The sequence below is a fragment of the Hyphomicrobium sp. genome, assembly GCF_035548195.1.
In the GTDB taxonomy this organism is placed as follows: Bacteria; Pseudomonadota; Alphaproteobacteria; order Rhizobiales; family Hyphomicrobiaceae; genus Hyphomicrobium_B.
Genome location: NZ_DASZTY010000034.1, coordinates 23,870 through 37,657, shown reverse-complemented (window position 1 = coordinate 37,657; position 13,788 = coordinate 23,870). Strand labels below are relative to the sequence as shown.

10 protein-coding genes are annotated in these 13,788 nt (G+C 57.3%); 6 read left to right on the top strand and 4 right to left on the bottom strand.

The window, feature by feature from the left end:
• The 3 genes from VHB22_RS13170 to VHB22_RS13160 all read right to left on the bottom strand — a co-directional run bounded on the left by VHB22_RS13170 (position 1) and on the right by VHB22_RS13160 (position 3,318).
• Positions 1-231 (bottom strand): DUF1656 domain-containing protein, encoded by a 231-nt coding sequence (locus tag VHB22_RS13170; RefSeq protein WP_325457443.1) that lies wholly within the window; start codon positions 229-231, stop codon positions 1-3.
• On the bottom strand, positions 228-2,300 hold the full coding sequence (locus VHB22_RS13165; RefSeq protein WP_325457442.1) for an FUSC family protein: 2,073 nt from the start codon (positions 2,298-2,300) through the stop codon (positions 228-230). The genes VHB22_RS13170 and VHB22_RS13165 overlap by 4 nt, the downstream gene beginning before the upstream one ends.
• A gap of 169 nt (positions 2,301-2,469) precedes the next feature.
• Entirely contained in the window at positions 2,470-3,318 is an 849-nt protein-coding gene (locus VHB22_RS13160; protein WP_325457441.1) for a LysR family transcriptional regulator, read from the bottom strand.
• A gap of 433 nt (positions 3,319-3,751) precedes the next feature.
• Here VHB22_RS13160 and VHB22_RS13155 point away from each other — a divergent pair, with 433 nt between their 5' ends.
• The 5 genes from VHB22_RS13155 to VHB22_RS13135 all read left to right on the top strand — a co-directional run bounded on the left by VHB22_RS13155 (position 3,752) and on the right by VHB22_RS13135 (position 10,190).
• A complete protein-coding gene (locus tag VHB22_RS13155) occupies positions 3,752-4,288 on the top strand; it encodes a hypothetical protein (protein ID WP_325457440.1) in 537 nt (178 codons plus the stop codon).
• Positions 4,289-4,349: 61 nt separating this feature from the next.
• On the top strand, positions 4,350-5,084 hold the full coding sequence (locus VHB22_RS13150) for a fimbrial biogenesis chaperone (protein WP_325457439.1): 735 nt from the start codon (positions 4,350-4,352) through the stop codon (positions 5,082-5,084).
• A gap of 250 nt (positions 5,085-5,334) precedes the next feature.
• Positions 5,335-7,815, top strand: coding sequence for a fimbrial biogenesis outer membrane usher protein (locus VHB22_RS13145; protein ID WP_325457438.1), 2,481 nt, complete (start codon positions 5,335-5,337; stop codon positions 7,813-7,815).
• Positions 7,812-8,810, top strand: coding sequence for a hypothetical protein (locus VHB22_RS13140; RefSeq protein ID WP_325457437.1), 999 nt, complete (start codon positions 7,812-7,814; stop codon positions 8,808-8,810). The genes VHB22_RS13145 and VHB22_RS13140 overlap by 4 nt, the downstream gene beginning before the upstream one ends.
• Positions 8,811-8,984: 174 nt before the next feature.
• Entirely contained in the window at positions 8,985-10,190 is a 1,206-nt protein-coding gene (locus VHB22_RS13135) for a glycosyltransferase (protein WP_325457436.1), read from the top strand.
• A 21-nt stretch (positions 10,191-10,211) separates the two neighbouring features.
• Here VHB22_RS13135 and VHB22_RS13130 read toward each other — a convergent pair whose 3' ends face one another.
• Positions 10,212-12,005, bottom strand: coding sequence for an AAA family ATPase (locus VHB22_RS13130; protein ID WP_325457435.1), 1,794 nt, complete (start codon positions 12,003-12,005; stop codon positions 10,212-10,214).
• A 478-nt stretch (positions 12,006-12,483) separates the two neighbouring features.
• Between VHB22_RS13130 and VHB22_RS13125 the strand changes: the two genes are divergently transcribed.
• Positions 12,484-13,782 carry a polysaccharide biosynthesis/export family protein gene (locus VHB22_RS13125; protein WP_325457434.1) on the top strand — a complete coding sequence of 433 codons (1,299 nt, stop codon included), beginning with the start codon at positions 12,484-12,486 and terminating at the stop codon, positions 13,780-13,782.
• Positions 13,783-13,788: the final 6 nt, after the last annotated feature.

Genomic DNA, 13,788 nt, shown 5'->3' with positions numbered 1-13,788 from the left:
TCATCGTAGTGGAAGTTCCGCAGGTAGCACGTGGGCATCTGCCAACGTCGCGAGGCACCACCAGAAGACAGCGAAAAGTGCAAGGTCCAAAATGCCCGGATGCCAGTTGAGGCGCTGCAGCGGCAATCGGTGAAGAAACGGCCGCGTGAGATAGGCGATCAGCGCCGCGAGTGTCGCCCAAGCGAGGGCGGCGGGGACATAAACGCCAAAGATCTGAATTTCATCGATCATGCAATGGCAACTTTCCTTTCTTTTATGCCGGGGAAGAGATTGCAGCGCATACCGATGACGGCGAGCATCGCCTGGTGGCGGCGCGTCTCGTGCTCGATCGTCGGAATGATGGCGATGGCGTTATCGAGTGCCGTTAAGATGGAGAGATCGGCATCGAGATGCACACCCTGCCGTCGCCGCTTACGAAACAGATCGGCAAGCGCGCCGAGGAGTCTGTCGATGGCTTCCGTCGCACTCCCATGCGTGACCTCGGCAGCGCGCCGCAAATGAAGGATGTTCCGACCCAACCTGATATCGGCGAGCCCGTCGGTGGAGTGAATAACGTCGCTTTCGTCGACCATGGCTAGGCGACCGGCGATCTGTCCGAGCCGGTCGAGCGCGAGACCCGTCCAACGACCGAAATCCGGTTCGCCACGCTCTTTCGCAAGCATTTCGAGTTCGTACCATTGTGTACGAATGATGCGGCGCACGCTCCAGCCAACGGCAACGGAGCGGAAAATCCGGGTAACGGCGATCGTTATGATTATGCCCATGACTTGGGCGATGCCGGTATTGACGAAGACTTCGAAATCCGGCCGGAAGGCGTCGAGGAAGCCGAGGGCAACGATGAGGCACGAGAACATCGGGAGCGCGGCGCTTGAGCGCTCAGGATCGGCTTGGATATATCCGATGCCGATCAACGCCGGCGCGAGGGCGATGCTGAGCATGAAATAGCCGTCGACGCACGGAAGGACGACGAACATGTAGATCGCCGCGATTGGAAACGTGATCAGCGTCGCGAGGAGATAGCGGCCGATGACAGGCGCTGGATCTTCCTGGGTTGCGAAAGAACACGTGATCAAAGCCGCAAACGCCGCGGTGGCCGAGCCGGCGGGCCAGGCGAGGAGAATCCAAATGGCGCAATAAAGCATGATTGCTACCGCCGTGGCGGCGCCTGCTAAAACCGCCACCCCGGTGTTCCGTGCGATCGGCAGTGGTTTGTCCTCAAGACGAAGGCCTATGTAAGTGCCTGGAACGCCGTCCAGAAGGCCGGCAAGAAGCCGGGCATCGCGCATCGCCTCCACGAATTCTGCAGTGCGCTCGACGAGACTGGCCGATATCAGGGCGCGCCAACTAGATTCGCGACTATAAGCTTGCGATAATGCCCGTGCGCTCTCTGCGAGGCGCTTTCCTTCTGCTGCTTGCTCGTCGATGTCTTGCGAGTTTGTCCCGGTCAGCCAATTCCGGACATGCGTAACGAGCGCCAGAACATCGGGCGGTAGCCGCTCAGCAGCCCCAAGGAGATCGAGCCGTTGACCAGCCGCGGAGGCCAACGGAATGAGCGCCGCTAACCGTCGTTGCAGCGTGTGGACCAGGGTTCGCGTCCGTACGCCATTGGTCGTGTCGAACGGAAGATGATTTACGAGAATGCCAACCTCGGTCACATCGGCAGCTAAGCGTTGACGAGCCGCGTAGGTGAGATTTCGATGTCGGGAATCAAGCGCTCCATCACACCAGCTCGCGGCATGCTCCAGAAAGGCGTTCACGCGATCGCGGATGACCGATTTCACACTCCACGGTTGAAGCAGGCTATGGACGATCGTGACGCTTGCGATCGCAAGCGCCATCTCTTCGACGCGGGAAATGGCAGACGTGAAAATGTGTCCTGGATCGTCGAGGTAGGGAAAGCTGATAACGGCGGCACTAAAGCCTGCCATTTGAAATAGAAAGGCGCGTGGCGTTCGATCAAGTACGGCGAGATAGATACAGAACCCGGACCAGGATGCGAGGCAAAGCACAAGAAGTTCGGGCGAGTTCTGGAGATTTGGCACGGCGGCAATGGCGACGGCCGCACCAAGCAGAATTCCGGCGAGGCGATACCAAACTTTAGGCCGAAACGCACCGGACATGGGTTGAGCAGTGACGTAGACCGTCAAGATCGCCCACCACGGGCGGGGAAGGCACGCAGCAAACGCGATTCCCAACGTCAGTACGCATGCAAAATAGCTGCTAAGCGAAAAGAGTAATTTTTGGTCGTCGAAAAGAAAGAGGCGATATAGCCAGCGATGTGCTGGGTTCGATGACGACATGGATATTACGAACCTTGCGTCCGAAGTCATGCACGTACGAGGGCTTCGGGGAAGGCGCAGGAGATACAAGGATGCGCCCGGGGAGGCGTTCAGGTGACATAAAGCTTGGTGCGGCGCAAAAACATATTATTGCTGGATTTCAGCAAAAATTTTTCACCTAAAGCGTTCCCTAGAGGACGATCGAATTGGTGGCGGCCCGAAGTCCTTTCCGTACGCGCGCGAAAACGTTTTCGTCCGCTGCGGTGGAGTAGACGGCGTAGGCGGAGTAGGAAAATTCCGGACTGTTTGTCACAAGGGAAAGACGCCCGTCCTCCAGATATGGCCGTATGAAGCCGCGTCGAAAATATCCACTGCCCCCTACCGCAAGAATGTAATCGAGCGCCAGCGGGCCATAGCTTATGGCGACTGCATATGTTGCTGCCGCCGGGTATGCGGCGCGAAGCGCGTGGTCGACATCGTCACCCCAGCCAATGTGTACGTGCTCGGCAAACTCGGCATTGTTTGAACTGTTGCTTTGCGCCAGGACGAGTTTTTCCTCAAACAGCAATTCGGTGATCAGGCCGGTTCGTCGCGGGGCATCATAAAGGATTGCCACGTCAAGGACGCCATCCTGAATACTTTCGACGAGGCGATCGGCGCTATCGATGCGTACCGACAATGCATATTCCGGACAGTGCTGACGCATCCACTTGAGCCACTCAGGTACGAGGGGGCTGGAGATGCTGAGTTCGGCTCCGAGCGCGACCACGATTTCGCGTCCTTGCGGAAGCGCAATCGAGCGGATGGCTTGTTCCGACAGACAAACAAGACTGGTTGCGAAGCGTAGAAATTTCTGTCCCGGCAATGTCAATTGCGCCCCTGTCTTATGACGTACGAAAAGCGCTTGCCCTAGTTCCTGTTCGAGCACGCGGATCCGCGCGCTCACGGCTGTCTGCGTGATGTGGAGACTGGCGGCGGCATTGGCAAAGCTACCCGTCTTGACGATTTCGAGAAACGTCCTCGCCGCGTTGATATCCATCGATATTGCGTCTTGCAGCTTGAATGGAAGGGGAACGGAAAGTGTGTGCGGCCAGTCCGTCGGGCGCGTCAATAACTGGCAAGACCATGCGTCGACTTGACTGATCCATTGGATACACGATCAAGCCTTTCAAGGGCGAAGTTACAGGTTGTGGGCGGGCAAATCGCTTTGCTGCTTCAGGATTGCACCGGCGCTTTTGAAGCCGCGCTGCGATGCGATTCCGTTCGCTGCAGGACGGAATGTCCGATTCCCTTACGTGGTATTCGCGGCACGGCTTGTCTCAATGGCCGTGGCAGAGTTTAGTTCAGCCAGGTAGCATTAACTGATCATTAACCAAAGTGGTCAATCCTTCGATTCATCCAGTTTTTCCGCCTTTTTTTGTGGTGTCGCTTAGATTTCCGAGTGGACTCACTTAGGCACGGATGTCTGGCCCATGATCATTGCTGGAAGACTAGCCCTAGGGGCGATTTTCTGCATCGCGGTTACGGACGGTGCACTGGCGCAAGCGGCTCAACAGGAAATTCAAATTTCCGCGACCGTTACCAGCTCATGCACCATCAATGGAGCTTCGACCGGGGTGGTTGATACGGCGACCATCGGCATCGATGCCTCGGGCGATGTAATCGTCTCGCCGATCACGCCCACCAACGCACCTTACGCCAACGTCGTCTGCAACGCTCCTTCGACCATCCAGCTGCGATCAACCCAGGGAGCGGTCAAAACGGGCGCGACGGCAAGCGGCTTTACCAACATCATAGACTATCAAGCCTCTGCGACCTGGAATGGCCAAACGGCGACGATCGATACTGCAACGATCGCTTCGGCAACCGGGCAGGAAGATGGTACTGCCGAGCCCGTCTCAGCTGGCTCCGGGGACCTTGACGTTACGATTACTCCTGAAGCGAATTCTCAACCTTTGATCGGCGGAAGCTATTCGGACTCGCTGTTTGTGCTTCTTACTCCGCAGTAACAGCCGCTTTTAGCGCGTTTCGTCTTTTAAAAAACCAAAACCCGAATCTGTGAGGTACGCCATGTCGCTTCCTCGCGCAGGCTTCTTCGCGTTTTTTTCCTGTCTTTTTCTGGCATCCACAGCCAGCGCCATGACTGTGACGCCGACGCAAATTGAGATGACCTCGACCGGCCGGACCAGCCGCAGTGCGATTACGGTCGTCAACAACGGCACGGATCCGCTCGCTGTCGAACTCGTCGTCAAGACGGCCACGCTCGACGAAGCCGGAGTTCCGAAAACACGTCCTGCTGGTGATGATTTCTTGGTCATGCCACCTCAGGCGTTGATCGCTCCGGGAGCCACACAGAACTTCCGAATTCAATGGCTTGGTGAGCCTCTGCTCGACAAAAGCGAGACGTTTCTTATCTACGTCGATCAGATTCCGGTGAAACTGCCGAAGCGCGCTCGGGGTGTGCAAGTCGTGTTTGGCATGGGGGTGATGGTCAATGTTGCCCCACCGCGCGGAAAACCATCCTTGCAGGTTGTCAAAAGCGGTATCGTGACGGACGCACACGGGCGTCGGCATCCGACACTGACCGTTTTCAATCCGACCAACGTCCACGCACTGTTTCCCCAGTCTACAGTTCGAATATCGGGTGGCAGCTGGTCGTCGACTCTTTCGAGCGGTGAGCTTGCGCAGAGCATTGGCATTGGATTGGTCCAGCCGGGACACCGGCGGCGGTTCATATTGCCAATCACGTTGCCAGAGCGTGTGACCGCAGTGCAGTCGAGCCTCGAATTCAGGCCGAAGCCCTAGGCTATGTACCTTGTTCACAGGGGAACAGCACCGAGGGAAGGTCCGAAGTTGCGAAGCTCGTGTCGTTTGCCGGCTGTCATCGGCCAGTAAGGCGCATTCGACACCGCATTTCCGGATTGCATTTGCCGCAATCGGTGCGGCGGCGATTTGGTTATCGAGTTGTTCCGCATCCATCGCAGGAGTGGAATATGCGACGCCTGTTTCTAACCGTTTGAATACGACCGGCAAGCCAATCGATATGGATGTGCCCATGATGGATAGCGGGCAAGAGCTGGGCGACATCCCGATCCGCATCAATTCGGACGATTCGATATCAATCAATCGAAACGTGCTTACCCGCATACTTGCGCCGCGCCTCGATAGTTCGGCTCTCACCCGATTGGCGGCGATCGACGGAAATGCGCCATTCATTCGCATCGAGGACTTTGCGGCCGCCGGATTCGATATTCGGTTCGATCGGGCCTTGCAGGAACTCACGTTCAACGTGGCGGCCGATCAGCGAAAATCTGCCGATCTTTCTCTGTCGGGCAATCGCAGGTCTCCTGTCAGTTCTGTGTTGGCGCCCCCCGCTAAATTCTCGGGTTATGTCAATCTTTTCGCCAGTCTCGATCACGAATGGGAAGTACATAACGCCGAGGAGAATTTCGATTCCGCGACTAGCGGTCGATTGGAATTCGATTCCGCCATCCGTGCCGGGAATTTCGTATTCGAAAACACTGGCGTTCTGGCGGGAGACGTCGATGTCAATGTTTGCCCGACGGTAGCAGTCTGCTCCTACACACATTCGCCCGGCTTCAAGCGGCAAACGTCGCGTCTCATCTATGATATGCCGCCATCCCGCGTGCGCATGGAAGTGGGCGATGTCGAGCCGCTTGGAACAAGTTTTCAAACCACACCGGATTTGCTTGGCGCCTCTATCGAAAAGTCAGCTCGCAAGTTGAGTCCCGGCGATACCTTCGCGCCGACCGGAGGGGGGTCGTTTGTTATTGACCGGCCTTCCGATGTCGAAATTCGTATCAACGGTGTGGTCCAGCGCAGACTGAGGCTAAGGCCGGGCATCTACAACATTCGCGACCTGCCTTTGGTGACGGGCGCCAACGATGTCGATATCGATATCATCGACGATACAGGAAAAAAGCGTCGCGTTTCATTCACGTCCTTCTTCGATACGAGCCTGCTTGCGGAGGGGAAAAGCGAGTGGGGGCTTACCGCGGGTCTTCCCTCTTATCTACGCGACGAGGCGCGCGAGTACGTTTCAGATCTCTATATGGCTAGTGGCTTTTACCGTTACGGATTGCGAGACGACCTTGCGGGCGAACTCGATCTTCAGGCTGATAATCACGTGGCCATGGCCGGCGCGGGGATCATAACGGATTCGGGGTGGGGACTGGTCGGACTCCGAGGAGCCGCGTCTGTTAGCGATGCGGGCGCCGGGATAGCGGCAGGGCTCGACTGGAGTACCGTCAATTTCCATGGCCTGACGCAGTCTGGCGGCGAAAGCTTTCGGTTCGCCGCGGAATATCGCAGTCCGGGCTTCCATACGGCTGGAGATATCAACACAGCCGCCACCGGTATCATCTTTCCGCAATGGAACTACTGGCTCAATCTCAGCGCGATCTATTTTGCTCCACTCGGATACGACACGATGGCATCGCTTTCCGGCCGCTACCAGTTCGTCAATGATGAGGAGATGGGAAATACTTTGTTTGCCTCGGGCGACCGGTACGGCGTTGACGTCACGTTTTCAAGGCCGCTGACGGCGGCTCTGTCCGGCAGTCTTACTCTCGGTGTTTCCAACGAGTCTTATCTTTCGACGCTCGATCCGCGTGAGCCCTCCGGTTCGGAGTTTCGTATTGGGATGCGTTTATTCGGCCGACCGGACGAGCAAACCAATATCAGTGCAGGATACGATACGCTTAACGAACAATCTGATGTGTCGGCGTATCGCACGGCGGGCAATGGGATTGGCCGTTGGGATACGAGCATCGATATGCAGCAAAACGAATTCGACGATCGGGCGTCGGTGAATGGTACCATCGGTTACTACGGTAATCGTGCACAGGTCCGGCTCATTCACAATTCCGGTTTCGATGGTGTTTCTCTTTCTGATTTCAGAGTAGAGCCCGGACAACAGCGAACGACTCTGCAAGTTGGGACATCAATCGCTTTTGCCGATGGACATGTGGCTATTGGTGCGCCGATCACGGGCGATGCCTTTGCGATCGTCTATCCGCATGAAAGCATCGCCGATAAAACCGTAACGGTTGGTAGCGGTGATAATGTACGTGCGGTTGCCGATGAATGGGGTCCGGCGGTCGTGACGAATCTTCCGTCCTACGCGCCGTCCACCATTCCGGTCGATGTGGACGATCTGCCGGTCGGCTACAGTTTAGGCGCGGCTGCGTTTGATACGTTTGCGCCTTTGAAAGCTGGCTACGCACTAGAAGTTGGTTCAAGCTATTCGGTATCGGCATATGGAACATTGCTGCTTGCTGATGGCAAACCGGTATCGTTGCTGACCGGCACTGCCCACTCTGTCGAACATCCAGATAAGACTCTGACGATTTTCACGAACGCTGCGGGCCGGTTTGGCGCAGACGGTCTGGCGCCTGGGCGGTGGATCATCGAGATGGCCACCGATCCCTCGCCGGCGACGTTCGCCCTGACTGTGCCACCTCGGACCGAAGGGTTGTTCAAGGCGGGAACTCTTTATCCCACGGAGGGGAAATGAACTCATCGCGCATCAGCATCGTGTTCGCTTGGGCGGCGATTTTGTTCCTCATCACATCGGGCCAGGCGCGAGCGGTATGTGTCATAACGGGTGCGAGTGCCAGTCCGTTGACGGCCAGCACAGGCACGTATACGCCACCAAATCCATTGGGCGCGCAGGCCACCCCCATTACAATTCAATTGACATACCTGGCCCTTTTGGGAGGCACTTGTACGCTCGCTATGTCGTTTCACAGGGCCACGGTTCCCGCATCGATGGCTCTCGCCGGCGGTGGCTCGGCGTCTCTGCCGTATACGCTTCAATCGTCATCTTCGGGCGGCGACACATTGTTTTATACCGGCGGCACGCCTAACGCGTCGAACAGCTTGATTTACTCGTTCAATGCACCGGCTCTCGGCATTCCGGTCAATTCGAGTACGACCTTCATGATCTATGCCCTCGCACAGCCTGGCAATCCTCAACAGGCTGGCAGTTATCAAGACAGTGTCACGCTCGATTTATTCAACATCGCTCTCAACCTTTTAGTGACCCAAGTATCGAGCCAGGCCTTCCTCGTTACCGGCCAGGTAGCAAAATCGTGCACGATCGGAGGCGTGACGCATCCCTCTGCGGATATGGCAACAATTCCCATCACCGCAGACGGTTCAGTGAATACATCGTCTATCAACCGCTCTTATTCGAACGCCATTTGCAACACGCCGACCAACGTGCAGTTGACGTCCCAAAACGGAGCGGTGGTTACAGGCGGTTTGGGCAACGGTTTGCAGCGCCTGATTGACTACAATGCTTTAGCCACGTTCTCCGGCGCTACCGCATCTCTCAACACGGCGGCTGTACCGGGGGCGAGCGGACCTGAATCCGGCACAGTCGCATCCACCACAGGCAACACGCCGACGGGGACGCTCGGCGTATCGATTATGCCGCAGCTCAATACGCAGCCACTGGTTGCCGGCAGCTATTCAGACACGCTGACGATTACGTTGACACCTCAGTAAGTCATTTTTGCGCTTTAGCGTTACGTGTGCAGCTCCGTCGATCCGCGCTCTGAGATCCTGGAACGAGTTCATTGCGGCGGCGTTTTCTCCCTTAGGTCATGGCGTGACGGCGAGGGGGTACTGAGCTTGGATGCTTGCGGCGTTCAATCAACCGGCGATCAACGTAGGCGGCGCATGCGCATTTTGCTGGCGTGCGCAGCATATCCGCCTTGGGGTAAGGGCGGTGGCCCGGCGGCATCGGAGAGCATCGCGCGTGCATTGAGCGTGCGAGGCCATGCCGTACACGTGATTACGGTTGCTGATAACGATACGCAGGATAATCGTGACGGCATCGATGTTCGCACATTGCGGACGCTTAACGTCTACTGGGACTATTGGAAGCGAAACCCAGTTTACCAAAAGCTCGTTTGGCATGCTCTCGAAAACGGTAATCCTCGGGCTCTTCTCCGAATGCGTCGTGCCATTGCGAGCATAAGTCCCGATATCGTTGTCACGATCAGCTCCGAAAATATCAATGTTTCGACATGGCTTGCAGCGAAGACATTGGGGATTCCAACGGCCCATGCCGTGCAGAGTCATTTCCTGTTGTGCTGGCGAGGGACGATGTTTCGCGACGGGGCGAATTGCGCGCGACAGTGTGTGTCATGCCGCTGCGCATCCCTTGGCAAGAGATTGTCCTCACGCCTGGTCGACGGCGTCGTGGCTGAATCGGGGCACATGCTCGATCGTCACGTCGAAGCCGGTTACTTCGCCGGAGCAAAACGGAAAGTCATTCCAGCCGCCATCGATTGGCCCGTGCGGAGTACCCCGCGGCCCCACGAAAAAAAAGTCAGGGTCGGCTACATCGGCACAGTGACGCCCAACAAGGGCGTTGAAACGCTTGCCCTCTCGGCTGCGCGCCTCGGAGAACAAGCTTCTTTCGAATACGTGATCGCGGGAGATGGTCCCCCCTTATACGCTCAAAAATTGTCGGCGCTTTTTCCAAAGGGCCGCGCTCGATTCTGCGGTTGGATCGATCCTGCAGACTTCTATCCAGCAATCGATGTGCTCGTTGTGCCTTCCCTCTGGAGCGAGCCCTTTGGGCGCGTATGCATCGAGGCGTATGCACATGGCGTGGCGGTCGTGGCGGCGCGCTCGGGTGCCCTGCCCGAGATCGTCGAAGGCGGCAAGAGCGGTCTTACTTTCGAAGCCGGCGACGATGCCGGGTTAGCGGATTGTCTTCAGCTGCTGGAGCAGGACCGATCGCTTCTTACGCGTCTGCAATTGGGCGCGCTCGACCGAGTGAAGGACTACAGTCCGCAGCGGTTGGGGCTCGGCTTCGAGCAATTTCTTAGCGAGCTTTGCAGTGATCGTGCGGTATCGCCGACACAGCCACGTTAGCGACAACCGGGATGAAGGATCTCAGCGGCCGATTTCGGCTGTCGCGACTTTGTTGATGACGACGCCCAGGAGTCGCTCAACGACGACATCGCAACTAGCGAGCGCCTTATCGAGGTCTTCAACGGAAGAGCGCGCCCACTCGGTCACGAGAATGAAGACGCCTATCGCCGGTGCCGAAGCTCTTACGTCGACGCAATCAAGCAAGGATGGCAGGTCAATGATGATGGTATCGTAGGTCTGTCGCAGACCTTCGATGATGGATGACATCGCGGTGGAGCCGAGAAGCTCGGACGGATGCTCGGTTTTTGGACACGCTGTTTCGCCGACGAAATGCAAATTAGATTGATGCTCTATGATGCAATCGGCCACGCTGTGGCCGGTCAGAAGTGAAACTAGGCCATGCTGCTGTCGGGGCGTAAGGCTTTGAGTCAATGTCGAGCGGCGTAGATCGCCGTCGATCAGTAACGTAGGGCTGCCGCTTCGTGCCGAGAGCAGGGCAAGATTATAGGCGAGCGTTGTCTTACCGGCTCCGGAACGCGGAGACGTGATGCCAATCACATGGGCACGGTCGGCTTTTCCGTTTCTGTCCAGCGCCACCTTTATTCCTCGCAAGCTTTCGCCAGCCAACGGCAGAGGTCGAGCCGCGCCAAACAAGGTGACCGATTTATTGTCGTCGATCAGGCGCAGCGGGCCGCCGCGCGATAGAATTGGATAGCGCTTGATCCACGGTATGGTGCCGATAACCCGTACTCGGAGAGTGCGCTCGACATGCCGCGCCGAGCGGACGGGGCGGTCCACGTATTCGCGGGCGAAAGCGCCGGCAAGTCCTAACGCGCCGCCCGCAACGCTCGCAAGCAGCAGAATTAAACCGGTTTTCGGCGCACTTTTAGAAAGCGGAGGGGATGCCTCGGCCAGAACGCGCGCCTCGGTAACGGGAAAAGCCTGCTGCTGGATTTCAACGCTTTGGTTATATCGGTTCAGAAAGGTTTCGTACGTCGTCCGAGCGCTTTGTGCTGCGGACTCGAGTTCGCGCAGCCGTTGACCTAGAACCGCTTGTGAGATGCCGTTGGGAGCGGCGTCGGAGGCAGCGGGAATATCATTCATCGATTTGAAATCTGCGAGTGCCTTGGCGGCATCCGTCATGCGATCGTGGAGTTCGCGTATTCGCGCTTCGACCCAGTCGCTGGAGCGCTGGGCGATCTGCAGCTTCGCGCCAAGCTGATCTACGATGTAGGCTTCGGCAATGGCGTTAGCGATCGTGGCGGCTTTTTTGGGGTCCGTAGATGTGAAGGAGATCTCTGCTACGTAGCTGCGGCCTTGACGCTCAACGTGTAAAGCCTTCTGGAAATTAGCGGCCGCGATCTGGCGTTTGACATCCTTCGTCATCTCCTTCTTTGCGCCCGGAGCCCTGAAAAGCCCAACGATGTAAGATAGCAGCGAGCGTTTGGCGATGAATTCCGGGTCCTGCCACAGTTTTAGTTTGTCGATGACGGCAAGCGCGATTTTGTCTGACTTGAGCGTTTCGATCTGGCTCTCGACGACGACCATGTCGACGCTGGTGTCGGGCGTTCCTGCAGTTCCATAGGCCGGGGAACGCTTGGTGTCCGTCATGAGCTCCGTTGTGGCTGTATATTTCGGCGATGCCGTCGCCACGTAAATTATCGCAGGCGTCAGCACCGCGATGACGGCCCAAAAGATCATGCGCCGGTGCCAGCGGATGACGTTACGGATATCCGTGAGTGACCAGTGGGACTGTGGGTGTTGGCCCCGGATCTCAATTGCATGCCGGGCGAGGTCGGTAGGCACGTGGAGCATTGCGTTCCCCAACTAACAAGCGCCCAAGGCGCGCACACCTAAGCCCACCTCCGCGACCGAGTGAGCACGGCTTGGTGCGCCGGTTTCCGATTTTCCCGAAACCGAACCCTTGCTGCGTCGCAACCAAGCCGACAGTCCTAACTTCGCAATGCCGCACTGCGTTCCATGCTTTGTGGCCAACCTCTTGAGGAACTTAGGGAACGTACAGGTGTGCGTCGCGTTATTTCCGGGTGCATTGCGAAAAAACAAGTCGTTGGCAATGGAACGGGGGACCGTCGTGACGCATTCAACTGGGCGAGAAAGAGCCGATTGTGTTGGCGGAGCGGCCGCAAGTTCCGGCGTTGCGCTTCGCGGCGGGAGTAATGTTCCAGCACGGAATATCTGTGTGTCGTCATTCCTGCGGGTGCGCCTACTTGGCGCACATTTCCTAGCGCATCGCAGAGCGTTGCTTTTGCGGCAATTTGTATGCGCGTTCGTGATGGCGACGATCTACTCGGTGTCGCCATTGCCAGCATCTGCCGAGGAATATCGATTGGCACCCGGCGATACGATCGAGTTTTCGACGGTCGCAACTCCAGACTTGAAGACGCGTGCTACGATCCGGCTCGATGGGGCTGTGACCCTTCCACTCATTGGAGACGTCAACGTTGCCGGGCTGACGCTCGCGAAACTGCGCAGCAAGCTGCAAGACCTGCTGACTTCGAAGGTCTATCGCCGGAGGAGCGAAGATGGCCGGGAAATCCCCATCATGATCGCTCCCGATGAGATTGCGGTGACGGTAGTTGAATATAGGCCGATCTACGTCAACGGTGACGTCTCCAAACCCGGCGAACAGCAGTTTCGCCCGGGAATGACTGTTCGGCAGGCGATCGCGCTCGCCGGCGGCTACGACATCATGCACTTCCGTATGCAAAACCCATTTCTTGAGGAGGCTGATTTTCAGGCGGACTACAACGCGTTGTGGACCGAGTTCGCCAAGGAGCAAGCGGTTATCGGCCGACTTCACGCGGAACTCGATAATTCGGATACCATCGATCGCAAAGCGTTGCGGGAAACGCCGCTGCCCGAAGCGCTGACGAAGCGTATCGTTGACATTGAGCAACAGGAACTCGTCGCCCGTAACGCCTTGTATCGCAAGAACCGCGATTATTTGCAGGACGCCGTGAAAAAGGAAGACGCACGCATAGGTGTGCTCGCCGAACAGCAGAAACGCGAGAAGGAGGGCGTCGACGCCGACGTTTCCGAATACAATCGAGTCAACGGGCTCTTTGAAAAGCAGACACTGCCGATCACACGCCTCGTGGACGCGCGGCGTACCATCCTTTTCTCGTCGACGCGCTATTTGCAAACTATCGTCGAGAAAAGCAACGCCGAGCGCGGGCGCGATGAACTCCAGGTCAAGTTCGACAAGCTCCCCGATGAGCGCCGCAAAGAGGTTCTGGCCGATCTGCAGGACGCTAACGTCAAGCTTGCGACGACGCAGGCTCGTTTGCAGGCGGTGGGTGAAAAGCTGATCTACACGGGTCTTGTACGATCGCAGCTTGTGCGAGGTAAAAGCTCAGAACCCGATATCGTCATCCATCGCAGCCAAGGCGAGGCGATAACCGTCAGCCAGGATCATGAGCTTATGCCGGGCGACGTCGTGGATGTGGCTCTGCAGAAGCGAATGGTGGTCGGCAAGGATGCTTCATCCGACGCAGAGTCATCGGCGACCCCCGACGCGCAGCAGGATAAAAAGCTCGAACAGGCCGCTCCCCAAGCACCGAAAACCCAGTGAGCGTGA

Excerpts from the sequence above, each read along its gene's own strand:
- VHB22_RS13125 (WP_325457434.1), top strand. The coding sequence starts at position 12,484 with ATGGCGACGATCTACTCGGTGTCGCCATTGCCAGCATCTGCCGAGGAA.
- VHB22_RS13155 (WP_325457440.1), top strand. The coding sequence starts at position 3,752 with ATGATCATTGCTGGAAGACTAGCCCTAGGGGCGATTTTCTGCATCGCG.
- VHB22_RS13170 (WP_325457443.1), bottom strand. The coding sequence starts at position 231 with ATGATCGATGAAATTCAGATCTTTGGCGTTTATGTCCCCGCCGCCCTC.
- VHB22_RS13130 (WP_325457435.1), bottom strand. The coding sequence starts at position 12,005 with ATGCTCCACGTGCCTACCGACCTCGCCCGGCATGCAATTGAGATCCGG.
- VHB22_RS13140 (WP_325457437.1), top strand. The coding sequence starts at position 7,812 with ATGAACTCATCGCGCATCAGCATCGTGTTCGCTTGGGCGGCGATTTTG.
- VHB22_RS13165 (WP_325457442.1), bottom strand. The coding sequence starts at position 2,300 with ATGTCGTCATCGAACCCAGCACATCGCTGGCTATATCGCCTCTTTCTT.
- VHB22_RS13160 (WP_325457441.1), bottom strand. The coding sequence starts at position 3,318 with ATGGATATCAACGCGGCGAGGACGTTTCTCGAAATCGTCAAGACGGGT.
- VHB22_RS13150 (WP_325457439.1), top strand. The coding sequence starts at position 4,350 with ATGTCGCTTCCTCGCGCAGGCTTCTTCGCGTTTTTTTCCTGTCTTTTT.
- VHB22_RS13145 (WP_325457438.1), top strand. The coding sequence starts at position 5,335 with ATGATGGATAGCGGGCAAGAGCTGGGCGACATCCCGATCCGCATCAAT.
- VHB22_RS13135 (WP_325457436.1), top strand. The coding sequence starts at position 8,985 with ATGCGCATTTTGCTGGCGTGCGCAGCATATCCGCCTTGGGGTAAGGGC.